This window comes from Mucilaginibacter sp. OK283 (assembly GCF_900110415.1).
Taxonomy (GTDB): Bacteria; Bacteroidota; Bacteroidia; order Sphingobacteriales; family Sphingobacteriaceae; genus Mucilaginibacter.
In genome coordinates this window covers 172,838-198,910 of record NZ_FODR01000005.1, presented here as the reverse complement: position 1 = coordinate 198,910, position 26,073 = coordinate 172,838, and the positions used below count along the sequence as shown (strand labels likewise).

The 26,073-nt window shown below is 41.4% G+C and carries 19 protein-coding genes; 5 read left to right on the top strand and 14 right to left on the bottom strand.

The window, feature by feature from the left end:
• Positions 1-47 precede the first annotated feature (47 nt).
• Positions 48-1,517, top strand: coding sequence for a hypothetical protein (locus BMX56_RS13835; protein WP_143065442.1), 1,470 nt, complete (start codon positions 48-50; stop codon positions 1,515-1,517).
• Positions 1,518-1,656: 139 nt separating this feature from the next.
• The gene (locus BMX56_RS13830) at positions 1,657-3,609 is read left to right on the top strand and encodes a PI-PLC domain-containing protein (protein WP_143065441.1); all 1,953 of its coding nucleotides are present in this window, start codon (positions 1,657-1,659) and stop codon (positions 3,607-3,609) included.
• A gap of 775 nt (positions 3,610-4,384) precedes the next feature.
• On the opposite strand, the gene BMX56_RS13820 is transcribed toward BMX56_RS13830, so the two are convergent.
• From BMX56_RS13820 to BMX56_RS13795, 6 genes are all read right to left on the bottom strand, one after another.
• The gene (locus BMX56_RS13820) at positions 4,385-4,789 is read right to left on the bottom strand and encodes a cupin domain-containing protein (RefSeq protein ID WP_090648672.1); all 405 of its coding nucleotides are present in this window, start codon (positions 4,787-4,789) and stop codon (positions 4,385-4,387) included.
• Positions 4,790-4,861: 72 nt separating this feature from the next.
• Complete coding sequence (locus BMX56_RS13815) at positions 4,862-5,254, bottom strand: DUF2255 family protein (RefSeq protein ID WP_090648669.1); 393 nt, start codon at positions 5,252-5,254, stop codon at positions 4,862-4,864.
• Positions 5,255-5,260: 6 nt separating this feature from the next.
• Positions 5,261-5,674, bottom strand: a complete 414-nt coding sequence (locus tag BMX56_RS13810) for a putative quinol monooxygenase (RefSeq protein ID WP_177183809.1) — start codon at positions 5,672-5,674, stop codon at positions 5,261-5,263.
• 11 nt (positions 5,675-5,685) lie between these two features.
• A complete protein-coding gene (locus BMX56_RS13805; protein ID WP_090649494.1) occupies positions 5,686-6,411 on the bottom strand; it encodes a carboxymuconolactone decarboxylase family protein in 726 nt (241 codons plus the stop codon).
• Between the two features lie 10 nt (positions 6,412-6,421).
• Positions 6,422-6,898: a (R)-mandelonitrile lyase gene (locus BMX56_RS13800; protein WP_090648660.1), complete on the bottom strand. Its 477-nt coding sequence runs from the start codon at positions 6,896-6,898 to the stop codon at positions 6,422-6,424.
• A gap of 23 nt (positions 6,899-6,921) precedes the next feature.
• On the bottom strand, positions 6,922-7,671 hold the full coding sequence (locus tag BMX56_RS13795; RefSeq protein ID WP_218152415.1) for a glucose 1-dehydrogenase: 750 nt from the start codon (positions 7,669-7,671) through the stop codon (positions 6,922-6,924).
• A 168-nt stretch (positions 7,672-7,839) separates the two neighbouring features.
• Here BMX56_RS13795 and BMX56_RS13790 point away from each other — a divergent pair, with 168 nt between their 5' ends.
• A complete protein-coding gene (locus BMX56_RS13790; protein WP_090648651.1) occupies positions 7,840-8,736 on the top strand; it encodes a helix-turn-helix domain-containing protein in 897 nt (298 codons plus the stop codon).
• A 54-nt stretch (positions 8,737-8,790) separates the two neighbouring features.
• On the opposite strand, the gene BMX56_RS30175 is transcribed toward BMX56_RS13790, so the two are convergent.
• From BMX56_RS30175 to BMX56_RS13775, 4 genes are all read right to left on the bottom strand, one after another.
• Positions 8,791-8,931, bottom strand: a complete 141-nt coding sequence (locus BMX56_RS30175) for a hypothetical protein (RefSeq protein WP_177183808.1) — start codon at positions 8,929-8,931, stop codon at positions 8,791-8,793.
• A gap of 65 nt (positions 8,932-8,996) precedes the next feature.
• Entirely contained in the window at positions 8,997-9,608 is a 612-nt protein-coding gene (locus BMX56_RS13785) for a gluconate 2-dehydrogenase subunit 3 family protein (RefSeq protein ID WP_090648647.1), read from the bottom strand.
• Between the two features lie 2 nt (positions 9,609-9,610).
• Positions 9,611-11,368, bottom strand: coding sequence for a GMC family oxidoreductase (locus BMX56_RS13780; RefSeq protein WP_090648642.1), 1,758 nt, complete (start codon positions 11,366-11,368; stop codon positions 9,611-9,613).
• A gap of 113 nt (positions 11,369-11,481) precedes the next feature.
• On the bottom strand, positions 11,482-12,477 hold the full coding sequence (locus tag BMX56_RS13775; protein WP_090648637.1) for a sugar phosphate isomerase/epimerase family protein: 996 nt from the start codon (positions 12,475-12,477) through the stop codon (positions 11,482-11,484).
• A 99-nt stretch (positions 12,478-12,576) separates the two neighbouring features.
• Between BMX56_RS13775 and BMX56_RS13770 the strand changes: the two genes are divergently transcribed.
• Positions 12,577-13,359, top strand: a complete 783-nt coding sequence (locus BMX56_RS13770; protein WP_090648634.1) for an NUDIX hydrolase — start codon at positions 12,577-12,579, stop codon at positions 13,357-13,359.
• A 553-nt stretch (positions 13,360-13,912) separates the two neighbouring features.
• Here BMX56_RS13770 and BMX56_RS13765 read toward each other — a convergent pair.
• Both BMX56_RS13765 and BMX56_RS13760 read right to left on the bottom strand, forming a co-directional pair.
• Positions 13,913-15,754 (bottom strand): RagB/SusD family nutrient uptake outer membrane protein, encoded by a 1,842-nt coding sequence (locus BMX56_RS13765; RefSeq protein WP_090648629.1) that lies wholly within the window; start codon positions 15,752-15,754, stop codon positions 13,913-13,915.
• Positions 15,755-15,765: 11 nt separating this feature from the next.
• Positions 15,766-18,930 carry a SusC/RagA family TonB-linked outer membrane protein gene (locus tag BMX56_RS13760; protein ID WP_090648624.1) on the bottom strand — a complete coding sequence of 1,055 codons (3,165 nt, stop codon included), beginning with the start codon at positions 18,928-18,930 and terminating at the stop codon, positions 15,766-15,768.
• A gap of 667 nt (positions 18,931-19,597) precedes the next feature.
• On the opposite strand from BMX56_RS13760, the gene BMX56_RS13755 reads away from it, so the two are divergent.
• Positions 19,598-23,179: a VCBS repeat-containing protein gene (locus tag BMX56_RS13755; RefSeq protein WP_090648619.1), complete on the top strand. Its 3,582-nt coding sequence runs from the start codon at positions 19,598-19,600 to the stop codon at positions 23,177-23,179.
• Positions 23,180-23,611: 432 nt separating this feature from the next.
• On the opposite strand, the gene BMX56_RS13750 is transcribed toward BMX56_RS13755, so the two are convergent.
• Positions 23,612-25,072 (bottom strand): glycoside hydrolase family 30 protein, encoded by a 1,461-nt coding sequence (locus tag BMX56_RS13750; protein ID WP_090648615.1) that lies wholly within the window; start codon positions 25,070-25,072, stop codon positions 23,612-23,614.
• A 131-nt stretch (positions 25,073-25,203) separates the two neighbouring features.
• Entirely contained in the window at positions 25,204-26,052 is an 849-nt protein-coding gene (locus BMX56_RS13745) for a glycoside hydrolase family 16 protein (protein ID WP_090648611.1), read from the bottom strand.
• Between the last annotated feature and the right edge of the window lie 21 nt (positions 26,053-26,073).

The window sequence follows — 26,073 nt, the reverse complement described above, 5'->3', positions numbered from 1 at the left end:
AAAATGTTACATGGATACCTGTACTGAGAATTGCAAAATCAATGCCTATGATACGTTTTAACCCTATCTTCTTTTGCAGCCTTATTTGTTTTTTGACTGCCTTTCCTCATGCGAGGCTATTTGCTCAGGATGCTAATTACTGGCATTCAAGTTTCGGCCCAGGGGGGCTGCTGACCCCTGGAGCTACAATTGTTAATGACAGGGACAGTGGATTGTATTATTACAATCCGGCGCTGACAGCGCTCCATCCCAAGAATTCTGTGAGTATTTCCACCAGCTTATACCAGCTGAACTCATACAATATCAGGGATGGCGTGGGTGCAGGGGAAAATTTAAAATCGTCCGGACTGCAGATCATCCCCGTAATGGTGTCCGGCAATATTTTTTTAAAAGGCAAAAAGACCATTACCCTCGGTTATTCATTGGTACATGACCCGGTAAGCAATTATAAGGTTACCCAGCGACAAGACAAAAAAATGAATGTGCTTGATGATTCTTACAGCCCCGGTGATGAAGATTTTGTTGGGCAATATACTGCCCATAATAATGTAAGCAATACCCTGGGAAGCGGTAGCTTAGGAATAAAACTCAATGATAATTGGGCTATTGGTATTATAGCTGAGGCGCAATTAAGAAGCCAGGATTATTTGGAACAATACAGTTCCCGGGCTCTGATCAATAGTACTGATACGCAAAACCTATTGCCCATGACGAATGTGGAGAGTAGTTACCAGATCAGCTATTGGAACGTAGGGCTACAGTTTAAGTTTGGTACTTCTTATGAAAACGGACCGCATCACCTGGGCTTACTGATTAGTACACCCCGCGTTAATATAAAAGGGAATGCTACCATTACCAATGACCTGATTATAAATGATCTGCACCCGGTACCAGGCACAGCACTCTTATTAAATGTCCTTGGCAACGGCCGGCAAACCGGGTTGCCGGTGCTGTACAAGGATCCGTTCAGCATCGCACTGGGTTATGGATTGGATTTCGGGCAAGGCGAGATCTTTGTAACAGGAGAATATTTTGCCAAAGTAGGGCGATACAATATTGTCAGTCCTCAAAATACGACCTTCGTTCGGCCCAGTACCGAGGCAAATAATAGTTTGACTAATGAATTGATGCAATTCAACGAGCAGCGGAAATCTGTTACCAATTTTAGTATTGGCATAAAGCGTGAATTAACGCCGGTTCTGGTAGGCTATGCGTCACTAAGAACAGACTTTAACTATGACGATAATGGCGTCACTGTTAATAGCGAGTTTAACGGGCACCATCCCAATATTACTAACTGGAATACCTATCACGGTCAATTTGGGTTCAATGTAAGACGCAGGAAAGGAAACCTGCATGCAGGTTTATTACTGTCATACGGTGCAACAAACAGCTTTGTACAGCCCCTGAACTTTGATACGCCCAATGAAGATAACCAGTTGCAAGGTAATATACGTACAACTACGGCTAAATATTTTTCAGCGGGCTTGCTGTTGGGTTATATTTTTAATCTATAAAAAAACTTACTTTTTTGATGCGGATTGAGGCATAAACACGGTCCTGATATTTTTTCAGGCGAATAATAGCTGGCATATATTATTCGCCTACTCCCCGGCAGAAAAAGTTTTTACATTCTAAATAAAATTTTGGCATATCATGATTAAACAATTTTTATGTACCTATTTGCTTCTATTGCCTTTTACTTATTGTATGGCGCAGGGAATTTATTTCACTGCGCCGTTAAAAATTGATCCGGTAGCAGGTAATAATCCTGTCAGGATAGCAAGGCTGGATCAAAAAGTCTGCTTTACGTGGCAAGAAGCAGGCACTTCCGGGGAGATTCATATCGCCTGGTATGATCTTGCTACCGGAACCATGCAGCCATCTGTTGTGATGGGTGGGGCAACCGGTCGGCCCGTATTTTGTCATACAGCAAAAAAGCTGTATCTTTTATGGAATGACGAAAAGGGCGATATCTGCTATGCGATACTATCCGGCGGTCAAACCGGGAAGCCTGCTGTTTTACCTAATTCCCGGTCTTTGAAAATATTATCCGCCACCGGAACCGATGGCCGGATCATCCTGTCAGTAACCGATGCCGGTAGGAAAAATGCCAGTATTCTGGTGGTTCACGAAGGTACGGACAAAGCACTTCTTTTAGATAAAAGTTTTGATATCCCTGATTCCAGGCATATAGAATACTGTTCTGCAATATCAGCAGGGACAGAAACCCTCAAAGTTTTCTGGAAAGTGCAAAAACATAAAAACCTGCTTTATGCCAGTTTAAACATGAATGACCAGGCCACAGGAAAGCCATCCGGCACCATCATCTCTACGGACGTATCCCAGGTAGCTGACGTTATCCCCTTAAATGATCCTGACAGTCAATTGTTGTTATGGAGACGAAGTGATAAAGAAAATAAATGGTGTTATGGCATTATCAATCGCGGGGCATTGCATGATGAACACGCGCAACTGCCGTATTTAGAAAATACGACCGAGGCCCCTGTGGTAGACAGGGATGAAAATGGGAATTTCCATATCGGTGCCAGTGAACAAGGCAAACAATTCCTGCTGGGTTCTTTTAGCCTTTATAATCCGGCCCATTGGATAAGCGATTTCCTTTTACCGCAAAAGGGTAGCTATACTTTAAAAGATATTGTTATTCCCGGATCGCATGATGCTGGAATGTCAGTCCTTAAGGCTGCCGGTGGCAAAGATATAGGCATTATAAACGAATGCAATACACTTACACAGCAACATGATATCAATGGACAGCTCCGGTCAGGGATCCGCATGTTTGATCTTAGATTAGATATATTTCAGGGTAAATTATATACCAAACATGCGCCAGCAGACTGTATGGAAGATGCCATTGCAGGCGGTTATGGTGAACAACTGTCCAGTGCTTTACAATCGGTCAAACGGTTTCTGAAAGAGAATAACCGGGAATTTGTTATTCTGAGTTTCTGCCATTTCTGCGACAAACATATACCCATCGCACAGCAGGCCGATTCTATTGTGCATTGGCTGGGTAAGGACCTTTTGTTCGACGGAAACGGCAAGAGCCTGAAGGACATCACTCTTAACGCGTTGTCCGGAAAAGTGTTGGTAACCTTTGAAAATTATACTTTCCCTGAGAAAAGCATCCTCCTTAATACCCTCACCCGCCAAAGTGCTGCACTCATCAATTATAAGAGAGCCTATGCAGCAAGCAACAATCTTGGCAACCTGCTCGCCGCACAGCAATCCTTCCTTATTGCTTTAAAAGATTCACTTTACAACAACGACCTCATTCGCCTCGATTGGCAACTGACAGAGGCCGGACAGGAGGCCGCTTTCATCTGCAATGATTTTCAGTCGCCGAAATCCAATCCACTATTAGATGGAGCTAAACTATTATTAAATACGGTAAAAAATAATAAAAGTATTATTGAGCTCGCCCTTACCGGTAATCAGGTATTGACCGACAATGTAAATAACTGGATAAGCAAGGGCATGATCGATACGCGTAACCATCCGAATATATTATATGTAGATGTGTCGGGTAATTGGATAACGGATTACTGCATGCTGTTAAACTCGCAGTCTATATACAACAGGCAATAATTATCCGACGGCGCAACCTGATATTTACAAACAGCAACGGCGAAACCTTCGCTTTGAGTTTGCGGTAGTAAATGAAGGTTTAGGCGAAAGCGTATTGCAAAGAATCGACCGCTTAGGATCGATACAGTTAATGCCAACGTTGCTGGAAGGCCGAAAGGTACCCTTGCAGACGAGATCAACGCAAAGGCCGCGAATATCAAATTGCCCTGAAGGTATCACCGTAGAATACCTGGGATATGTCAAAAATCACAAAGAGGTGTTTGCAAGCCTTGACCTGGCATTGATCATCTGGATCCTGTTGGTCTATTTGATCATGGTAACACTTTATGCGGGCTGTGCTCTGCTTCAAAAAGGGATAATTAGTGCATATCAAAACATAGTATTGTCTTTCGCCGAACTCACATTAATCCTAATCATCTTTCACTACGGTGCTAAAAGTGTACCAACATGCCGTCTTCAGCCATTGTTTCCCGAACCATTTCATCAATGATTAAAGCTTTATCATCAACATACATGAACCAAACCTCCAATTGAATATTTAAAATCAGTTCAGAGGATCATATCTCAGCTTTTTATATAACAAATCCCAGTGAGCGAGATGCCGAGTTTGTAAACGTAACCCGATCAACTTTTTCAATTCTTCAATACAGACTGTACTATTAGCTTCATTTACACCAATTGAATCTATCACCGCAGGGGCAATGGACTCAGCCAGTTTTGCTTTTCTTCTTCGGTTTTACCTACTATCTTAACATGAATATATGGTATCCCGGGTTTATTTAAAACTGAAATATTGTTCGTCAGTTACAGGTTCCAGCCAATCTACTATTCCTTTTTCAGTGTTAATACTTACTGCATAATGTGTAAATCTGCCATTTGGTGTTGCTCCATGCCAGTGCTTGATGCCGGGCAATACGTTAACAACATCGCCAACTTTGATTTCACGAATAGGTGAACCTTCTTCCTGGTAATAACCCACGCCTTGTGTAACGATCAGGATCTGGTTACTGGGATGCGTATGCCAGTTATTTCTGCAACCAGGTTCGAAGATTACCTCGCCAATACCGCAATTGGTAATTTCATCGGGCACTACCCGCATTTTTAACCAGGCAGTGCCTGTGAAGTATTGGGCAGCAACCGGGCCGAATCCTTCTGGTGCTGTGTCTTGTTGCTCTTGCATTTTATAAAGGTTTTTTAGTTTGAAATTTTGAGAATTTTACATTGTGGCCCTATCGATAACGTAACGATTTATTTAGACATCTTTCAGTGTGATCTTCACTGTTGCGGATTTTGCGCGGCTGCCGATCATATGCGCCGTGTACGGGCTATTACTGTATTTTTTTTTGTAAGCCTTGTCAATTTGCGCGTTGATATCATTTCCTTCAATGGGCTCAAACGCTACTTCTTTTATCATACCCGCAGCATGAATCCGTCCGGCTCTTTGTTTTATGGCCGACTGGTACCAGCGCGATGAGGCTCCGTTATACGCACGTACATATAAATCGCCTTCTACTACCACTTCCCAGATCCATGTAGGTGTACCATATGTTACGTCGTCTTCCCGGAAAGGCGAAATTTTCAAATCGTTGGCTTTGTCGATATGATTTAATTCGTTGGAAGTAAATTTTTTATTTGATGTACTCATGATTTATTACTTTTTGTCCCTAATCAATTCCGGTTTAATTTCCAACGCGATAGGCTCTACTTCGACCAGTTCCAATGATTTTACCATTTTTTGTGTCCCGGTTTTATATTTCAGAAAATGCGGCGTTTTTAAATGTGCCTGGTAAGCGCTATCACTGGCATAAACTTCAAATACCGTCACCTGTGTGGGATACGCCTTATCGTAAACCGCCTGCAAAGCCAATACGCCGCGTTCAACCTGCACGGCCGCTTTAGCGTGCTCAGCAAGTGCCGCTTTGTACTCCTCAAGGAAAGCAGGGTATATTTCTATTTTCGCAATCCGGATTTTCCTATGATCCTGCTGTCCGAAGACTTCGTTCGAGAATATTGTAACCATAATAATGGAGAAAAATAATGTTTGAAATAAATGCCTTGCTTTCATATCCGATAAGATTATTGTTTTTTTGCTGCTATTACTTTTTCCAGTGTTGACCTTGCATTATCACCCTGGCTTATACCCACGATTTGATCGATGATCCGAAAAGCCTCTGACAACTGTGGTTCAGTGAGCCCTGTGTTCATACCGATAAAAATGTGCGCCTGTAATTGTGAGGCGACACCGTTCATAGCAGCCAAAGCCGATACAGTTATAAGTTCCCGCTCTTTGAAAGTCAGAACATCCCGGTTGAATATATCCGCGAATAAATGTTCTTTTAGGAAAGTATCGATCGCCGGGGCGAATGCATTGGCACCTGTGAGATTTTTTTCTTCACGTCCAGTCAGTGTTTGCAGGGTCTTTTTCCCGGTTTGATATTTATCGGGATCGTTGGCCGGCGATGCGGCCTTACCTTCCGCATCGGTTATGCCTTTAGCTTTACGCTCTTCCATAACGGCCATAAACGTGTTAATGCCATTCAAACTTCGCGGGAAGCCGCAATAAGCGTAAAGTTGTACCAGTATTTCTTTGATCTCATTAATAGTTAGGTCATTATCCAGTCCCTTATTAAGCCGAGTTTTCAGTTGTTCGATATCGCCGGTAGCGGTCAATGCCGATATGTAGACTATGCTTTGCTGTTTAATATCTAATTTTTGATTGCGTTGCATTTTGTTTTGTGCTTTTACGCCTGTGTGAAAACAGGTAAAAATAAATATCAGTGTGATTAACAATAAGCGTTTCATCGGTTTAGTTTTAATTATTAACTTTTTGGCCATTGTATTCCTGATCGGTCACCGGCCTTAACCAGTTAACTACGCCTCTATCAGCGTTCGGAATGATTGAAATATGCGTCATTGAACTGCCTGGCGCAGCACCATGCCAGTGCTCCACGTTTGGCGGGCAAATGATAGTATCGCCTTTATGAACGACTCTTATCGGCTTACCCTTTTGCTGTGTATATCCTGTACCATCAGTCACCAGCAATATCTGCCCGGCATTATGCGTATGCCAATAGCTGCGGGCACCCGGCTCAAATGTTACTGTACCTACAACGCAATGAAAGGTACTATCAAGGGATACCAGCGTTTTTACCCATACTGTGCCCGTGAAGTTGGCGGTTGCCTTAGTGGATTTTGAGAAAATAATAGGCCCTGAAGGAGTATTTTGTGCCCGGCTGTCCAGATGAAACAGAAAAATGGAAACAATAGCTATGATGACTATTCTTTTCATAAGAATGTGATTAATCGTATTTATTATAGAGTAATACCGCCATCTACAACCAGGTTGTGACCGACCACCATACTCGCGGCATCACTGCATAGGAACAGCACAGCACTGGCAATTTCTTCAGGGCGACCTAAACGCCCGGCTGGTACCATTGCCAGCATGCCATCCAATGCGTCTTTCTGGCCATTGGCAATCATCTGATCCGACATTGCAGTTTGAAAAAGCCCTGGACTAACGCTGTTGATTCGGATACCGCGTCCGGCATATTCAACAGCAGCGCTTACAGTTAATCCGATCACGCCATGCTTAGCGCCATGATAAACACCGCGCTGCGCACCCGCCCGGATGCCACCAATTGAAGAGCAGTTTACTATCGCACCGCTGCCTTGCCTGCGCATTTGCTGCAATTCATATTTCATACAGATCCAAACACCCCGATAATTAATACTGGTAACTTTGTCAAAGTCTTCCCTGGTTTGATCTGCTGCTTCTGCAAGTTCGTTTTGTACGCCAGCATTGTTATACGCGTAATCCAATCGTCCAAATTCGGCAACCGTCTTATTCACCATTTCTTCTACCTGTTTGTCATCAGATACATCACATTTTATAGTGAGGGTTTTGTGTCCATCTGTTGCCAGCTTTTCCGCCGCTGCCTTAACTGCTTCTTCATTCCAATCAGCCATTGCTACAGCTGCCCCGGCTTCTGCAAATGCCTTTGCGGTTGCCAATCCTAAACCTGATGCTGCACCCGTAACCAATGCTACTCTACCTTCCATTATTTTCATGATCGTTGTTTTATTTTTGTAATACAAAGGTCAGGTGCTTGGAAGAAATAATGCTAACACACAATACAGGTTTACCTACCATTTTTACAGGTTCGGCCATAAGAATAGAATCCGGCGGGAAATACTTTTAAATTTGAGTCAGTTCAAAATTAAGAAGTGATGGAAAATATACTAAGGATAGATACTGTAAGTGAACATGATAAATTTTACCACCAGGAAAGCCTACATCCATTGGTGAGCATAATCGATTTTACGGGTACGGCTCCCGAGATTTATGCCTCAAAAATGAACTTTGGGTTTTATGCTGTATACCTGAAAGATGTGCAATGTGGGGATATTAAATATGGACGGGGTACCTATGATTACCAGGACAGAACTTTAGTATTTGTCGCACCCGGTCAGATCATTAATGTCAACATCAACAAAGACTACCAACCGCAGGGTTATGCCTTGCTTTTTCACCCTGACCTGATACATGGTACGCATTTGGGTAAACATATTGACGACTATACTTTCTTTTCCTATCAATCGCGCGAGGCGTTGCACCTGTCAGAGAAGGAAAGAAAGATCGTGCTGGATTGCTTTGAGAAGATTAAATATGAGCTTGAACAAAGAATGGACAATCATAGTAAAACCATTATTGCCGCTAATATTGAATTGTTTCTCAATTACTGTGTGCGTTTCTACGAGCGGCAATTCATTACCCGTGGTGATATCAATCGCAGTAATATTGAAAAATTTGAGAGCCTGTTAAAAAACTATTTCCATTCGGATAAACCACAAACCATAGGTTTACCTGCAGTTAGTTATTGTGCCGACCAATTGCATTTATCGCCTAATTATTTCGGCGATATGGTTAAGAAGGAAACTGGTAAAACGGCAATGGAATATATACATCTGAAGGTAATGGATATGGCTAAAGATCGCATTTTAGACACCAGCAGGTCAATAAGTGAAATAGCTTATGATTTGGGTTTTAAGTATCCGCATCATTTCACAAGGGCATTCAAAAAGAGTACTGGTTTTACTCCGAATGAGTACAGGTCACTTAACTGAGACACGATCTTCAAAGACATACATATATCGAACCATTTCCTTTCTGATTTGCGTTTAATCGCGGATTTGAACCAATAAATTTTCAGGTTCAAAGCCTGCAGTATCCGAAAGTCGTTGATTAGTGGGCCTCGTTTGAGCGCTGCCAAGCAGTGGAGCAAGCGCAGAGATTAATAAAGCGATTTTTCTAAGTTTCATAATTGAAATTTTTGATCTTTTGTTCGGTTTTAATTTGGCCCTGGATGGGGATGCGACATTTTAAACTACACATTTTCTAAGCCATACCGCACAAGCACTTCGTGCGGCACACCTTTCCATTGATTTGGGGAGTTCCCCTTATATCCCAGGTCATCAATGCCCATTTTGCTGGTAAAAAAACCAATTGCCGTTAAATCCCTTAATTTATTGAAGAACGCTACACCGGGCTGCATCTCAGAAGTGGCTGTTGAGGGAAAAGCGATGGCTGTTACCATTTCTGTTTGCTGTCCATGGGAACACGCTTTAAATCCACAGCCGTATTTGTTAAGGCATTTCAGGTCGAGCCATTTTAATCCGCCGCGCAATGGCAACTGATGCTCCGGTTCATCTTTTGCAATAAATTCGATAAACTCCGGAACTTTCGCATCAGTTGCACTCCCGCTTCTCTCGTCCCGTGGAATTATAATATCTACCAATACGGTGATGGTGGCCATTTCATGGGCATCAAAAAAAATTTCTTTTTGCAGTCTTTTATCCCGCTCCGCCTCAAATGATTGCCGTCCGGTTGTATCGGGCGCAATTTGGGTGTCCGGCTTCATCGCAGGTTTACATGCGTTCAGTAATGTAGTGGACGCCGCTGCAATGCTCATGACTTTTAAGCTTTCTCGTCTGTTCATATTTAAATGTTTTGTTTCTTCTTCTGATCAAGAATAAATTCGGCTGAACGCATTGCAAGGGCAAGGATCGTCCAGGTAGGGTTTTTTTCTGATTGCTGTGTGAATATTGAACCATCTGTTACAAATAAGTTTTTGCAATCATGTGACTGGCCATATCCGTTTACAGCAGATCTTTTTGGATCTTCACCCATTCTTACGGCACCCACCTCATGAATGCCCTTGCCAGGATTTGCAAGCCCCCAGTTGTTGGCCTCATTTGCAGCGCCGACCAGGGGAATTCCGTCCATTTGTTTGAACACGGAACTCATTGTTTCATGCATATGTTTTGCCTGTTTAATTTCATCAGTGCCCCATTTATAATTGAATCGTAAAACAGGTATGCCAAACTTGTCTACTACACCGGGATCAATTTCACAGTAATTCGTTTCTTTAGCTACGTCTACGCCATGGCAGCCAAAGCCCGCAAGCGTTCCGTAAAAACTTCTGTAGTCATCTTTTAAGGATTTGCCAAAACCACCGCCGGGTTTTATCTTACCTGCCGCATCGGGTACATAACCATTCATCATCGGGACAAAGGAACCCTCAAAACCGAAATACCCGCCGTAGCCCGGCATCATCAGACCGCCAAAAATCTCAAGATGATAACCCCGGGGAAAATCAAGTTTTTGTTTATCTGCCCACCAGGGCGCGTACAAGTGCAGACTGCCAACTCCATCTTCGTTAAATTTTGGCCTGTTCATTAATTGGGGAAGCATGATTAATCCGCCGGTTTGTGTTGAATCATGCAAATATCTTCCAACTACATTGCTGCTGTTGCTTAAACCATTCGGATGCTGTGCCGATTTTGAATTGAGTAAGATGCGCGCACTTTCGCAAGTGCCGGCAGCAAGAACGACTGTTTTGGCATTCACCTGATATTCCTGCATATCACCTTTACTCACATAAGATACACCGGTTGCCAAACCGTTTTTATCGGTTATGATCTCTCTGACTACTGCATTTGTAATAACATTAAGATTCCCCGTATTTATTGCAGGAATTACTAAACAGGATGATGCAGAAAAATCACCATACACTTTACATGACCTGCCGCATTGACCGCAATAAAAACATTGACCACGATCTTTATTGCCGGGAAGCGGCGCGGTTAATACCGAACCCCGGCCGGGGATAACATTAATACCGGAACTTTTCAGAGCCTTCTTTACGAACAATTCGTTCAGTCGCGGCGCAGGTGCAGGAAGAAAGATTCCGTCAGGATCATTTTCCAGCCCCTCATTCGTTCCATACACACCAATCAAACGGTCAATTTTATCATAATAAGGTTTGATCTCTTCATAAGTGATTGGCCAGTTATCGCCAACGCCATAGGCATCACGGCATTTGAAATCTTTTGGCCCCATACGCAGCGAAATACGCCCCCAGTGATTTGTCCTGCCCCCCAGCATTTTTGCACGAAACCAATCGAATTTCGTGTCGCCAACCTGAGTATACGGCTCACCTTCAATTTCCCACCCGCCATAGGCAGCGTCGAAATCACCCAGAGCGCGCGTTGCATTGCCGCCCCTTCTAAGGGACTCATATGGCCATTTTAGCTGCATTGAATCTTTCCTCGGGTCGAAAAATGGCCCTGCTTCCAGCATCAGCACTTTTAACCCGGCATTTGCTAAAACATAAGCCATCATACCACCTCCTGCGCCCGAGCCAATCACCACAACGTCGTGTACCTCTCCTGATTTCTTTATTTCGATCTCTCCCATAATGTCTGAAAATTATTTGGTGTTTATCAGTAACAACCCCGCATTGTTATCCGCTGGCCTGCCTGTGGCTTTGTCGGAATTGTCGTGGTCATTGACATCATTTTTTTAATATGCTATTTGTTTACAACTTTCTCAATCAGCCGTTTGGTGGCAAGTACGCCGGCATCATCTCCTAAATATTTATTGCCTTTCTGGTACATATTATATAAACCGCCCTCATATTCAATGCTGACCCAGCCATTGAAACCGGAATCGGTTATGATCTTGAACATCCTCGCAAAATCGGTTTCAGTATCATTTCCGTTTGCATCGAACAAATGCGTCTTCGCATGAACGCCTTTCGCAAAAGGCATCAGCTCGCCGATGCCTTTATAGCGATCATACTCATCGATGCATTTTGTGTTCATCCATCCTGAAAGGTCATTTGTTGCTGGCATTGTTCTTTTTATACAGAAATTTCCAAAGTCCGCAAGTGTGCCGCAATGCGGATTATTTATCTCCTTCATTAAGTCTGCAAGCCAGCCTCCGTTACAGGTCAAACCGACGTGATTTTCAACGATCACATCTATATTGGATTTCCTTCCATAATCAATCAGGCCGTTCAGGCTTTCGATGGCGGCCTTTTTTACTTCAGCCGGGTCCCCGTTGCCTTCGGCATTAACACGTATCATCGGGCAGCCAATTGTTGCAGCTGCATCAATCCATTTATAGTGGCTTTCCACTGCTTTCTTTCTTACTTCTTTGTCTAAGCTTCCTAAAACCCCTTCGCCGTCAACCATAATGCGGAGATTGTAGCAGCCATTATCCGCCGAACGCTTTTTTAGTTCGTTCAGGTAATTTAAGTCTTTTGCTTTGTCCTGAAAAAAAATCGCACAATAATCCAAACCTGTTATGCCAAATGAGGAAGCGGATTTCTGTGCAAAATCAAGGGGATCTATTTTTTTCGACCAATACTGACTTGCCAGAGAAAACTGCGATAAAGCCAGCTTAAAGGGCATCTCCTTTTTTATTTCTCCCGCTGTGAGAAAGGATGGTAATGCCGAGGCCATTCCCATGGCGGCGAGCCCCATCGATGTAGTCTTTAAAAATTCTCTTCTTGATGTTTTCATAATTCAAATTTTCTATTTACTAAAATCTAGACAATAGTAAATATTAATTTCTATTTTCCAAAATTTAGCAAATAGAAATTAATATTTACCTTTGCGGATATGGAAAACTGGGAAGAAACAGCGCTTAAAGATTTTGTTGAGAATGGATATAAGACATATATTCCAAATGTATCTATTGATTGCGTGATTTTCGGCTATCATGATCACCGGTTAAAAATTTTGCTATCTGATATAGAGGGAATGGATGGCAATTGCCTGCCCGGAGGATATATTAAACGCACCGAAACATTAGATGAAGCTGCTAACAGAATTGTCGAAGAAAAGACATCTATCACGGGGCTGTACTTGCAGCAATACAAAACGTTCGGTGACCCGGGGCGCATTAAATGGGACGAATTTGACTTAGATCAGTTCTCAAAAAAACGGCCTTTTAAGAAAATAAAATCAAGCTGGCTAAAGGACCAGACAATTTCCATCGGCTATTATGCAATTACAGATTTTTCTTTAGTGGAGCCCCGTCCGGGGTTTATGTCCACTTCATGTGAGTGGTATGATATTGATAAAATTCCTCCGCTTATGTTTGATCATGACCAAATGGTCAGGGATGCATTGCAAACGCTGCGGTCTCAATTGTATTATCATCCTATTGTGGAAAAATTGCTGCCTGAAAAATTTGCGTTGACTGAAATACATGCCGTTTATGAAACCATTCTCGGCAGAGAGCTTCATATAAGGAACTTTCCTCAAAAGCTGCTTTTTCTGGAACTTATCACTAAATTAAATGAAAAGAGAAACATAGGCCCTCACAGAGCGCCATTTCTTTATAAATTCAATAAAGACAAATATACCGAAGCACTGAAGGCCGGCGTTACACTTGTATGAAGAATTGCGGAAAAAATCCTATGGCTTGATACAATATACTTTTGATATAGTCAATCTTCTGGAAAAACCAATTTCGTTGACTTCTCTTCGCGAGTTTACTTTCTTCCACTAAAAGCCTGAAGATAAGTACTAAAGATGGTCATTAAAAAATCGATCGACAGGGGGGCAAACATGTGTGGTTTATCCAACCCACGGTTTCTCTTTATAAATTTCTTTAATAATCCTTAAGATTTCCTGTGGATATTTTAACAGGGGCCTTTTATCTCCGCAATTCTAGAACGCAATTTATAAATTCACGATCAAACGCAAATCATGCAAGAAACAGTTCGAAATTTGTACAGTAGCCCCTACTACAATAAGTAAACCACTAACAATTAAATCATTAGTGGTTTACTTGTTTTTAGCTAAGATACTTTCTGTGGATAAACCACGCTGTATTTACCCCTCTTCGCCAAGTCTGATTTGATCAATTTGATACTGATAACCAATCTGTTATTAGAAACTTTCAAATCGGCGAAAAGGGATCAAAGGGATTTGTTTCTCCATTAGTCGCCTAATAACCAGGATTTTGTTTTAAAGCGTTGTTGCTTTTTTTAATTTCGACGTTGGGAATAGGGAACAGATAATAGTAATCCCCTTTCCATGGTGTTCTTACCTCTGCTTCAGGAATCACGCCAAAAGTAAATGATAGCTTTCCTAATAAATCGCCTGGTTTGGCACCTGTCCAGTCCATCGTTACCTTACTCAGACCCCGGATTGGAATGTCTACGTGTCCGGGCGCTGCTTTCCAACGCATAAGATCAAAGAAACGCGAATCTTCCAGGAGTAATTCTATAGCTCTTTCGTTTCTATACTCTTTAACCAAATCGGCACCAGAACTCGTTATATCCGGCATATTAACCGCTGGTCTTTTCCTTACCTTATTAATATACTGCCGTGCTATATCTTCGTTACCCAATGCTATCTGAATTTCAGCATAATTCAGGTAAAACTCCGCGATCCTCATATAGGCAACCGTTTGAGCGTAGTCATAATCATAACTGGCTCGCGGTCCGTTAAAATCAGTTAGCTTTTTAAAAGTATATCCTGTTTCAACTCTCCAGTGAAACGGTGTTAATCCTTTTACCCAGTATGTTTTAGAATCCCGGCCAAAATCAAAAAGACTTTGTCCGTTAACAGGATCTTTCTTATTGGGATTGAGATATGGGCCTGCATTGTCAGGGTTAGGATTTGCATCTTCCCAATATTCATAAGTCCTTTTGGTACTTTTCGCACCATCACTGATGGTTACCGGCGTACAACCGGGGTAAATAATATCAACGTAATAACGTGGGTCTCTGTTGGCATTAGGATTTTGTGGGTCGTACCCGGAAGCAGGATTTACGGTTATGCCATCGTCCTGATAAGGATATTTTCCATTTGCCATTTGAAACATATTAATAAAGGTCTGCGTTGGTTCAAGCCGTTGCCTGGCATCAAAACCACAAGGCCAATAATCGTAATTATACCCCCAGTCGGGTATTCTGCTTGCAGGAGTAAAAGATTTACCAAAAATGATTTCATCCGTTTTTAATGGTTTTATAAACAGGTCTTCCAGCGTAGGATGTAACGTAAATCCGGCATCAATTACAGCTTTGGTAGCCACTTCAGCTGCCTGCCATTTTGCCCTATCGTTTGACGGATTGTGTAACGGACTTGCCATGTACAACAGCATCCTGGCTTTTAAAGCTATAGCAACTACTTTGGTAATTTTGCCGGGAGCGGGTGTAACGCCCTCCAATAAAGTAATAGCCTGGTCGCATTCATCTAATACAAATTTCGAACATTCATCATAGGTATTTCTGGGTTTATCAAAACTCTTATCGTCTAATGCAAAACTGCTGGTAATTATCGGCACTCCGCCATAGGTGCGTAAAAGTTCAAAATACATCCACGCCCGCAAACAATGCACTTCGCCTTTCATTGGATTAAGTTTATCCGGAGAAACAGGAGAATTTGCCGTTTTTTCGAAGAAGATATTAGCTTTCCTGATATAGCTGTATTCCTCATCCCAAATATTGGTCAGATCGGTAACGTTATCTGCAGAAAGAAGCCCTTGTAAATATTGGCGAATACCGGCGGACCTGTCATGTGTTTCGGGCTGGTCTACTGCCACGTCCGTCAGCGTTTCATAACCGCCGCTGCCCGGGCTCCAAGGGGGTTTTATGCCATTATATACATTATAAACATAATTTTGAAGGAAGGTGGCGTCGCTAAAAACGGCATCTTCAGATATTGAATCTAATGGCTTCTTATCCAATACTTTTTTACATGAGACTACAGTGGCGATGAAGAATATTATCAATATGACAAAGCCCCTCGCAGCTATTTTTTTATTAAATATTAAATATTTCATATGTTTTTTATTTAGAAAGTAAGATTAAGTCCAGCATTTAAAATTTTCATATTTGGATAACCTCCTCCATTTCCATATAAGAATTCCGGATCGCCAGCGCCATATTTTTTTAGATTGTTAACCAACATAAATAAGTTATTGCCCGACACGTAAAATCTTAATGCGGAAATTTTAAGCTTGGAAACTAAACTCTTTGGAAGGGTATACCCCATTTCAAGCGACTTTAAACGCAACCAGGTTGAAGAATGGTAATAAAAATCAGCATCCGCCCCTTCTGTGCCCACCGGACCAATCCTTGGAAGTACTGAATTTGTATTTGATAATGAATAACTGTTAGTAGCCACGTATTCAAGCCCGTTACCTCCTGCACCAGAATTAAATCCGTTGCTTAAACGCCATTTGGCACCGCTTTGTCCTTGTAATAATATGCTCAAGTCAAAGTTTTTGTAATCTAACCCGATGTTTAATCCAAATTGCATTTTAGGAACAGCTACCCTGCCTTGACCAGTGGTAGGATCAGCAGGAATGGAACCCGCGTCGTACCTATACTGGTCGTTTGCATCAATTTTACCGTCATGGTTTAAATCTGCAAAAATCAGTCCGCCTAATGTTGCGCCCGGATAGCTTGTATTTCCAGTCAGATCTGCTGCGGTTCTGTAAATACCGATAGCCTTGTATACCAAAATAGAGCCTATAGGATGTCCTTCTGCTTTCTGATAGGGTTCGGCCTGGGGTGTTTCGTCGAAATAAACCACTTTGTTCGCATTAAATGACACATTTCCGCTTACATTAAAGTTCACTTCCCCGATATTTCGCCTGTATCCTGCTTGAAATTCAACTCCATGACTTTCCATTTTACCAATGTTCTCATCCGGCAGTACCAATCCTGTGTATCCTGGTATCGACGCTTGCCTTTGACCCAGAATATGGGAGGTTGCACTTTTAAAGATATCGACCTCAAACGTTAAGCTGTTCTGAAAAAAACCTGCTTCCAGCCCCAAATCCGTTTTTTCACTCACTTCCCAGGTTATATTAGGGTTAGGTGTTGACGTAGCGGTAATACCCCGTACATCATTTCCGTTTATGACCCAACCTGAACCGTAACCAAACGCACCGATATACTGGAATGGATTTACCCTGTCATTTCCTAACTGGCCCCATGATGCCCTTACTTTCAAATTGCTGAATAAATCCTTTGGCATAAAGGATTCTTCGCTGATTACCCATGCCGCGGAAGCTTGCGGGAAAAATCCAAAGCGGGTATTTTCAGGGAAGATAGGAGAGCCATCATACCGGGCACTAAATCCGAGAAGGTATTTATTTTTGTAGGCATAGGAAACGCGTCCAAAATAATTTTGCTTGGCGGATTCAGTAGCGCTGCCACTATTACTGCCGTTTGCAGGGTTGGTGCTACCGGCGAAAAGCTGATCAATCAGCGGAGAATCAAATCCAAGGCGCTGTGCATAGAAATTGTTATCCTTATATTCCATTTGCTCGTAGGAAACAAATGCGCTAATTTTGTGGTCGTTATTTATGGTGGTATTATAAGAAAGCTTTACGTTTTCAGTAGTTCTTAAACTTTGAGCAAAATCCTCTCTTAATCCAATATCTTCAATTGATCTGGATGGTATCTTTACTATTTGTCCGGCGGAGTTTTTCTCGTAATAAAACCAGGTATAATTAAAAGCTTTATTATAGTTCACGGTTTTATTTATAAACGCAAAACCATCCAACGACAATCCTTTTACATAAGGCAGGTTGTATTTGAACCTAAGTGTCCCGCTGTAAACATCTGCCTGGTACTTTCGGTAGCCCGGGCTTAATATTCTTGCCGCCGGATTTGATTGCGACCAACCGATTGCCGGGTACCGATAATCCCCGTCCACGTAGGCCTCTTGTAATGGACTGGTATTTGCAACATAGCCAAGTTCTCCACCCGGACCGCCCTGGGGAGTTTGGGTGTTTTTCTCTCTTAATGAAAGATCGAGCCCCACTTCGAAATTGTCTGTTACCGATACGTCCAGGTTATTCCTGATATTATATTGATGAAGTTTTGATTTATCATCGCCGCGAAGAATTGCCCCTTGTGAGGCCGTACCGATTGAAGTAAAATATTTTATTTTTTCGGTACCTCCCCGCATAGTAAGCGATTGCCTGTTTTGCTTAGCGGGCGGGCCAATCAATGCATCCCACCAATTTTCTCCCCTTCTTGTTCCATCGGTAAAGGCTTGAACCAATGCGTCAGGAAAATCAGGAGGCGTGCCTTCCAATGTCCTCCTGTCATTAAGAACTTTCATATATTCAAGTGCATTGGCAGACTTTACTTTCATTGTTGGGGATTGGTTTGAGAAGTTAGTGCTAAAATCAAAAGATGGTTTTCCCGTTTTACCCCGCTTTGTGGTTACCAGTATAACGCCACCTGCCGACTGCGCACCATATATGGCTGCAGATGCATCTTTCAATACCGAAACAGATGCTATATCATGCGGATCCAAGCGGTTAAGCCCATCGGGATCTGCATTCGCCACCCCATCAATAACTATTAATGCAGAACTATTCCGATAAGTATTATAACCCCTTACTAAAATTTGTGCATCATCAAAACCCGGAACCGCACTTGTTTGATTTACATATAATCCGGCCAATCTGCCCGATAAGGAGTTAGATAGCGACAGGCCGTTGGATTTTTCGAGCTGTTTACCTGTGGTTTGTACAACAGCATTCGTAAGTTCCGATTTTTTTTGAGTTCCATACCCAACAACAACTACCTCATCAAGCTTTTTTAAATTTACTTCCAGCTTTATGTTAATGACAGTTGAAGACCCTACTTTTATTTCCTTGTTTAAATACCCAATATAAGAAGCTACCAGAATGCTGTTTTCATCTTTTACTTTAATGGTGTAATTTCCATCACGATCTGTAGCGGTAGCATTCGTAGTGCCTTTTTCCAGAATACCGGCACCTGGAATCCCCATTCCATTTTCATCCGTTATTTTTCCGGTAATGCGTATGTTTTGAATATGCGCCTCACTGATATCAAAGGCCTTTCCCCTGTTATCTACCCGGGGAGGAGGAGTATTTGCCCATACAACTGAGCAAAAAAAAGATGTTAAACCTAACCCACAAATAGTGAATTTAGTTATATACCTACTATAGGGTAGTAATTTATATTTCATAATTGGCAATTAATGGTTGATAAAAATTAAATTTTGTGTTTCATAATTCCGGTGTTGCAGGCACTACAGCTGAAACCTTTTATGTAAAAGCCTGGTCCTTTTCTAAGGGCTGTTTATTTTTTCCATGTCTTTAGTTTGTGGCTGGCCGGCCAGATTGATTAGGTTTATTTGTTGATAAAAAATAGAATTACATAGTTTATTGAAAGCATATATGTATTATCATTTAAATGTTATTATGTATATACATAATATAAAATGAAAAAGTCTCTCTTATGCACAGTATTAAGTGCATGTTTTTTTCAATAAAAATATCTCAGGTTTAATAATGTACTGAACTTCAGTTTTTTGAAAACTAAATTAGTTTTATTCAAATATAAACGTAATTTTGTTTATATGTAATTATGTACACACATTATTGTCAAATTTTAAAAAAATATTTGTAACTGACAAATTTTTTTTTGCAGGGATTGGGTATGTACCGGAGACATAGAATATTTATAGCACGCTGAATCTCAGCTTTTTTTTTAAACCAAAAAACAATCAACTCTTATATCAAATACAAAAAACATTTGGGCGGTTTACAACTCTGACGAACCAGCAGAACACTTTAAAGTGGTAAAAATAGCGCTGATGTTTTTTTCGATACTTTATTTAAAATGATACGTATATGAAATTTATTTCCCGCATCCTTTTTTTTACTGCTGCCTCTTTGTTTTTTTTCTCCTGCGAACAAAAACCTAAACTTTTTCAATTAATTCCTTCGGAGCATTCCGGCATTAATTTCAATAATAAGATAATTGAAAGCGACTCTATAAATCCTATTGATGCAACAAATATGTACAACGGAGGGGGGATTGGTGTGGGCGATTTTAATAATGATGGTTTACAAGACATTTATTTTACCGGAAACATGGTGTCTAATAAATTATACTTAAACAAAGGAAACCTTCAATTTGAAGATATTACAAAAAGTGCGGGGGTAAGCGGTAACGGTAAATGGTGCAAGGGCGTAGCTGTTATTGATATTAACAATGATGGGCGGATGGATATGTACGTTTGCGCATCTATGGATAAAAACGCGGAAAAGAGAAAAAACCTTCTTTACATTAACCAGGGCCCGGATAAAAACGGATTGCCTTTTTTTAAAGAAATGGCTGCAGAATATGGATTAGATGATACTACGCATTCAACCATGGCCACTTTTTTTGATTATGATAACGATGGCGATTTGGATATGTACCTGGTGGTAAACCAAATTCCGCTGAACGTAAATCCGTCAGTTTTTAGGCCTAAAATTACAGACGGCTCTTTTCCAAGTACCGGACGGTTATATAGAAATGACTGGGATGTGAGCCTTAAGCATCCGGTATTTACAAATGTTACTAAACAGGCGGGGCTTACCATTGAAGGTTACGGCCATGGCGTAACTATTACAGACATTAATAAAGATGGATGGAAAGATATTTTTGTGACCAATGATTTTATCTCAAACGACCTCCTTTACATAAATAATCACGATGGAACTTTTACAGAAAAAGCCGCAACCTATTTTAAACATACTTCTGCAAATGGAATGGGACAGGATGTGATAGATATTAATAACGATGGCCTATCTGATGTAGTAGAACTGGATATGAACCCTGAAGATAATTATCGTAAAAAAATGATGCTGAATCCAGGTAGCTACCAGTCATTTCAACTCAATGATTTTTTTAAATACCAATACCAATATGTAAGGAATACCATACAAGTTAACCAGGGACCAAGGGTAAATTCAAATAACCTGATTGGAGATCCGATTTTTAGCGATGTTGGCTACTTTTCAGGTATGTCGGCAACCGATTGGAGCTGGAGTCCATTAGTGGCAGATTTTGATAATGACAGCTTTCGCGATGTTGTTGTTACCAACGGGTTTCCGAAAGATGTAACAGATCATGATTTTATAGTTTTCAGAAAAGATGCTTCGCCGGTAGTGCCGCTATCTTATACATTGAAGCAAATACCACAGGTGAAGCTGCACAATTACGCTTTTCATAATAACGGCAATTTAACCTTTGACGATGTTTCTAAAAACTGGGGGTTAACTGCCGTTACTTTTTCAAACGGGGCTGCTTATGTTGATTTAGATAATGACGGAGACCTGGAGATCATTGTTAACAATATCAATGATGAGGCTTCGGTTTACAAGAATACAACAATGGATTCTAAAACTGCCAATAAACACTACCTGGATGTTAAACTTATAGGCGATTCATTGAATAGGAATGGCCTGGGAACATGGATAGAAGTATATTATGGTGGTAAGCAACAGGCTTATGAAGAAACACCGTATCGCGGCTATTTATCTTCTATACAGTCCAATCCTCATTTTGGCCTGGGTAACGTTTCCGTTATTGATTCTATGGTTGTAAAATGGCCAAATGGAAAAAAGCAGGTTTTACGAAAAGTACACACTAATCAAACGATAAGTATTTCAAAAGCAAATGCAACAGCTAATTATTCATGGAGCCATCCTGTTATTGCCACAAACACCCTTTTCAAAGATGTAACTGATTCTTTGAACATCCACTATGAGCATTCTCAAAAGGATTTTGTTGATTTTACCATTCAAAAATTACTGCCGCATAAGTTTTCCGAATATGGCCCGGCGTTAGCTGCCGGAGACTTGAATGGGGATGGGTTGGATGATATTATTGTAAGTGGAAATTCTGACTTTGGGACCACTATCTTAATCCAACAGGCCAATGGTGCTTTTATAAAGAAAGCGCTGCCACAGCAGCCCGAAAATAATACGATGCAAGTGCAGGATATGGATGTAACCCTGTTTGACGCTGATGGCGATGGCGACCTTGACATGTTTATAGCCCGTGGTGGTTATGAAAACAAGCCTAACTCAGCAGCTTACCAGGATGTTTTTTACGTTAATGATGGAAAAGGTAATTTTTTAACCGATTCATTGGCATTGCCGCAGAATTTCACAAGCAAATCCTGTGTGAGGACAATTGATTATGATAAAGACGGAGACCTTGATCTTTTAATTACCGGGAGGGTTGAACCATGGAACTACCCTAAACCGGTATCCAGTTACATCTACCGGAATGATTCCAAGGGTGGTAAAATAAAATTCACCGATGTTACCAGCCAGGTTGCAAAGGATTTAAGTAATATCGGTTTGGTATGCGATGCAATAGTTACTGATTTTGACAATGACGGATGGCCTGATCTGATTTTGGCGGGAGAATGGATGCCGGTTACAATTTTAAAAAATGACAAAGGCACATTCAAAAACATAACCTCAAAAACAGACCTGTCAAATCAAATTGGTTGGTGGAACAGCATAGCCGCGGGCGATTTCGATAACGATGGAGACATTGATTATATAATAGGAAATCTTGGGCAAAATTCTTTTTATAAGGCAAGCCAGCAATATCCGGTATCAATTTACGCCAAAGATTTCGATAACAACGGGAGTTACGATGCCTTCCCTTCTTTATTCCTTCCTGCGAGCCAGGAAGACCCTGAAAAAAAAGAATTTCCGGCACAAACAAGAGATGAGATTGTAAAACAAATGATAGGAATGCGTTCAAAGTTCCAGAATTATAAATCGTACGCTACCGCTACAATGGATCAACTGTTGTCGAAAGAGCAATTAAAAAACGCACTCATATTAAAAGCAAATAATTTTAATTCCTGTTATTGCAGAAATGATGGCCATGGTAAATTCACCTTAGTCTCCTTACCTTTCCAGGCTCAGCTATCTGCTTTAAATGGAATGACGGTAGATGATTTTGATGGCGATGGTAACCTGGATGTGGTAATTAATACCAATGATTACGGAGCCGATGTAACCGTTGGCCGTTACGATGCATTAAACGGATTGATATTAAAAGGAGATGGTAAAGGCAGTTTTATTCCGCAAACGATTCTTGAAAGTGGTATTTTTATTCCGGGTAATGGCAAGGCGTTAATAAAACTGAGGGGTAAAAATGGTAAGTACCTGCTGGCTGCCGGCCAAAACCGCGGCCCTCTCAAAGTATTTGAGCTTAAAAAACACACTAACAATATATCATTGCAGCCCAATGATATAAGTGCCGAAATATCATTAAGAAATGGTAAAAAAAGAAAGCTGGAATTTTACGATGGCTTTTCCCTTTTATCACAATCCGCAAGGTTTTTGAGCATTGATAAAAATATTAAATCTGTAATTATTTCCGATAACAGAGGCAACACAAGGAAAACGATTTTTTAACCTACGACCTATTATCAGCAACTACAGGTAGCAGGCAAACAGATCATCCCGAGATTGCTCAAAGCCATGTTTCCTGGTGAGCATACCGAAGAGACCTACTCGTTCAGCAGACTGGTACCTGTCCAAGTGATCATGTCGGCAAAAAGCCATCGAAAAATCCGTTAAAGCCTGTTGGCCTTACTTGTATCGATGATAATAAGATTGACTTTTATCTTAATGCCGTCAATACAAATATTGTCTGACTTTATTAATCCCAATTTTCTGCGCGCAAGTAACATCTATGGATCTGAATATGAAATACTTAAAGATTTTCTGTCCCGCGTAAATCCCCCCAAACCGGGTTAGCAACCAACAGGCCCAATGAACAGCGCCAGGGACAACGATAAGGGGTCTGTATCAAAAGACAATGGCATTCGACTGTTAGTCAATTGGTTACTGCCAAATATAGGTAGCCACAGCCCCAGCTTTTAACGATGTGTTAATCATTTTTGAATTATACCTGATATTAAAAGACTGGTCAACTGTTCCGGCATTTAAAGCGACAAGTACTTTGGTACCATCGGTGTTTTTGAAAGCTACGGTTAGTACATTGCTTATTAAATCAGATGCTATCCTTACTGCGCCGGGCCTTACAAATTTTGAGGCATGTGCAATAATATAGTAGGATACGTTGCGGGATACGCTGGTACCAACGGTAATTGCACCTAAACATGAAGTGCAGCCGCCTACGGTATGCGGGTTTTGGTTAGGGTCTGAGGCCAGGTTCCACTCGATAACATTACGGCTCCAGTTGCGGGTAGCACCAATGATCAGATTGCTTACATGGTAGGCTAAATCGGCGCCAAAGTTACCGCCGGCAAAGGTTGCCTGCTCTGTAAAGTAAATGTTTTTTGCAGGGTATTGGTCATGTACGGTTCCAAGTGCATTGATGAATCCGCCATAAAGATGAAATGCCGCACCATCTACAAAATCGGCTGCTGCTTTATCTGCAAAAATATCGGTAGCATACTCCGGGTGATCGGCATTGTGGTCATAAACTATTATTTTGGTTGCAATTCCGGCAGCTTTAAATGCAGGCCCTAAATTGTTTTTTACAAACTTACCCTCATCAGCCGACACCATTAACATGCTGGGGTTATTATAGGCGTTAAGCGGCTCGTTTTGCGGGGTAATGGCATCAATGGTTATCCCCTCGGCCTTCATAGCCTGAATGTATTTTACAAAGTATTTGGCATAGGTATCAAAATATTCGGATTTTAAGCTACCGCCATAAAAGCTGTTGTTATCTTTCATCCATGCGGGGGCACTCCAGGGGCACGAAAGTATTTTTATATCGGGGTTTATAGCTAATATCCTTTTAAGGATCGGCAAAAGATCCACCTTTTCTTTATCAAGGCTAAAATTTGTAAGGGCTATGTCTCCGCTTACATCATCATAACTAAAAGGTGCCGCGCTCAGGTCAGATGCGCCAAGGGTTATGCGCAAATAGCTTATACCTATATTAGTTCCGTCGGTTTTAAACAGTTCATTTAACAGCGCTGTTTTATTGGCCTCGCTTAACGAGTTGATAAGCGAAGCACTGCCCCCGGTAAGTGCAAAACCAAATCCATCAATAGGCTGGTACACTTTTGTATCATCCACATTAATGGTAGGGTTGGTACTGGTGTTGGTATTAAACACCAGCGAGATATTTTGCTGCTTAAACAAAACAGTCTGATCTGCCGTGGTAAGCCACATGTTTACATCGGTTGTAACAGGGGTTACCGGCTCAACCGGCTTGGTTGGTGTGGTAGGCGTATCATTGCCGCCAGTTGATGATTTGCTGCAGCTATATTGAGTTGCAGCCAAACCAACGGCTAATATACCAAGCAGGTATCGCGAATATTTTTTCATATTTTTAGAATACTGTTAAGTCTTAAGTCCAAAGTCTTGAGTCTTAAGCCCAAAGTTTAATTTTTTTGTTTCGACTCAAGACTCAAGACTCAAGACTTAAGACGATCCGTCAATTTATCGTTGACACGACATTAGTTTGTTGTAGTCAGTTTGTAAAAACGCACGTAATCTACCTGCATTGAAACGGGGAAAATACTATCGTCGACCCCTTGTACACCGCCCCAGTTGCCGCCAATGGCAAGGTTTAGTAATACGTGGAAAGGTTTATCAAAAGGCCAGCCTGCAGATCCTTTGCCATCATTGGTATAAGTAAATACCAGCTGATCATCGTAATAACCTTTTATAGATGTGGGAGTCCAATCGGCACGGTACAAATGATAATCAGTAAAAGCGGTAGGTATTTCTAAGGTACTTGTTTTTGCATTGCCGCCGTTATATAGCTGGTTGTGTACACTAAAATGAACTTTGTTCGGATCGTAGCCCACATGTTCCATAATATCTATTTCGCCGGAGTTTGGCCAGGCGCCGTAAGCATAATCGTTTGGCAACATCCAAACTGCAGGCCAGGTTCCCCTGCCGGCAGGCAGCTTGGCTTTTACCTCTATGCGGCCGTAAAGCACATCGCTGCCATTTTTTGAAACCATCCTTGATGAGGTATAATTCATCCCGTTCAGGCTTTCTTTTTTGGCGGTAATTGTAAGTACGCCATCTTTAATAACCGCATTGTTGGTGGTGTTTGTATAATACTCCAGTTCGTTATTACCCCAGCCGCTTCCGCCAACATCGTAGGTCCATTTTGCAGGGTCGGGTGCGCCGTTGGTATCAAACTCATCAGACCACGCAACGGCACTTTCAAAGCCGTATGTTTTAACAGGCTGTTCTATTTGTTTAAAGGGCTCCATGGTAGAACCGCTCTTTTTTGAGCACGATGGCGCAGCTAAAACGAGCAACGGATATATAGCAAATATTAGCTTTTTCATATTTTGATAAGAGTAAGAACA

What these genes read in the sequence shown, in the direction of transcription:
- BMX56_RS13785 (WP_090648647.1), bottom strand. Translation starts at nt 9,608, where the DNA reads ATGAACAGACGAGAAAGCTTAAAAGTCATGAGCATTGCAGCGGCGTCC.
- BMX56_RS13745 (WP_090648611.1), bottom strand. Translation starts at nt 26,052, where the DNA reads ATGAAAAAGCTAATATTTGCTATATATCCGTTGCTCGTTTTAGCTGCG.
- BMX56_RS13755 (WP_090648619.1), top strand. Translation starts at nt 19,598, where the DNA reads ATGAAATTTATTTCCCGCATCCTTTTTTTTACTGCTGCCTCTTTGTTT.
- BMX56_RS13805 (WP_090649494.1), bottom strand. Translation starts at nt 6,411, where the DNA reads ATGAAACGCTTATTGTTAATCACACTGATATTTATTTTTACCTGTTTT.
- BMX56_RS30175 (WP_177183808.1), bottom strand. Translation starts at nt 8,931, where the DNA reads ATGAAACTTAGAAAAATCGCTTTATTAATCTCTGCGCTTGCTCCACTG.
- BMX56_RS13760 (WP_090648624.1), bottom strand. Translation starts at nt 18,930, where the DNA reads ATGAAATATAAATTACTACCCTATAGTAGGTATATAACTAAATTCACT.
- BMX56_RS13765 (WP_090648629.1), bottom strand. Translation starts at nt 15,754, where the DNA reads ATGAAATATTTAATATTTAATAAAAAAATAGCTGCGAGGGGCTTTGTC.
- BMX56_RS13800 (WP_090648660.1), bottom strand. Translation starts at nt 6,898, where the DNA reads ATGAAAAGAATAGTCATCATAGCTATTGTTTCCATTTTTCTGTTTCAT.
- BMX56_RS13780 (WP_090648642.1), bottom strand. Translation starts at nt 11,368, where the DNA reads ATGGGAGAGATCGAAATAAAGAAATCAGGAGAGGTACACGACGTTGTG.
- BMX56_RS13775 (WP_090648637.1), bottom strand. Translation starts at nt 12,477, where the DNA reads ATGAAAACATCAAGAAGAGAATTTTTAAAGACTACATCGATGGGGCTC.
- BMX56_RS13750 (WP_090648615.1), bottom strand. Translation starts at nt 25,072, where the DNA reads ATGAAAAAATATTCGCGATACCTGCTTGGTATATTAGCCGTTGGTTTG.
- BMX56_RS13835 (WP_143065442.1), top strand. Translation starts at nt 48, where the DNA reads ATGATACGTTTTAACCCTATCTTCTTTTGCAGCCTTATTTGTTTTTTG.
- BMX56_RS13830 (WP_143065441.1), top strand. Translation starts at nt 1,657, where the DNA reads ATGATTAAACAATTTTTATGTACCTATTTGCTTCTATTGCCTTTTACT.
- BMX56_RS13810 (WP_177183809.1), bottom strand. Translation starts at nt 5,674, where the DNA reads ATGAAAGCAAGGCATTTATTTCAAACATTATTTTTCTCCATTATTATG.
- BMX56_RS13815 (WP_090648669.1), bottom strand. Translation starts at nt 5,254, where the DNA reads ATGAGTACATCAAATAAAAAATTTACTTCCAACGAATTAAATCATATC.
- BMX56_RS13790 (WP_090648651.1), top strand. Translation starts at nt 7,840, where the DNA reads ATGGAAAATATACTAAGGATAGATACTGTAAGTGAACATGATAAATTT.
- BMX56_RS13820 (WP_090648672.1), bottom strand. Translation starts at nt 4,789, where the DNA reads ATGCAAGAGCAACAAGACACAGCACCAGAAGGATTCGGCCCGGTTGCT.
- BMX56_RS13770 (WP_090648634.1), top strand. Translation starts at nt 12,577, where the DNA reads ATGGAAAACTGGGAAGAAACAGCGCTTAAAGATTTTGTTGAGAATGGA.
- BMX56_RS13795 (WP_218152415.1), bottom strand. Translation starts at nt 7,671, where the DNA reads ATGGAAGGTAGAGTAGCATTGGTTACGGGTGCAGCATCAGGTTTAGGA.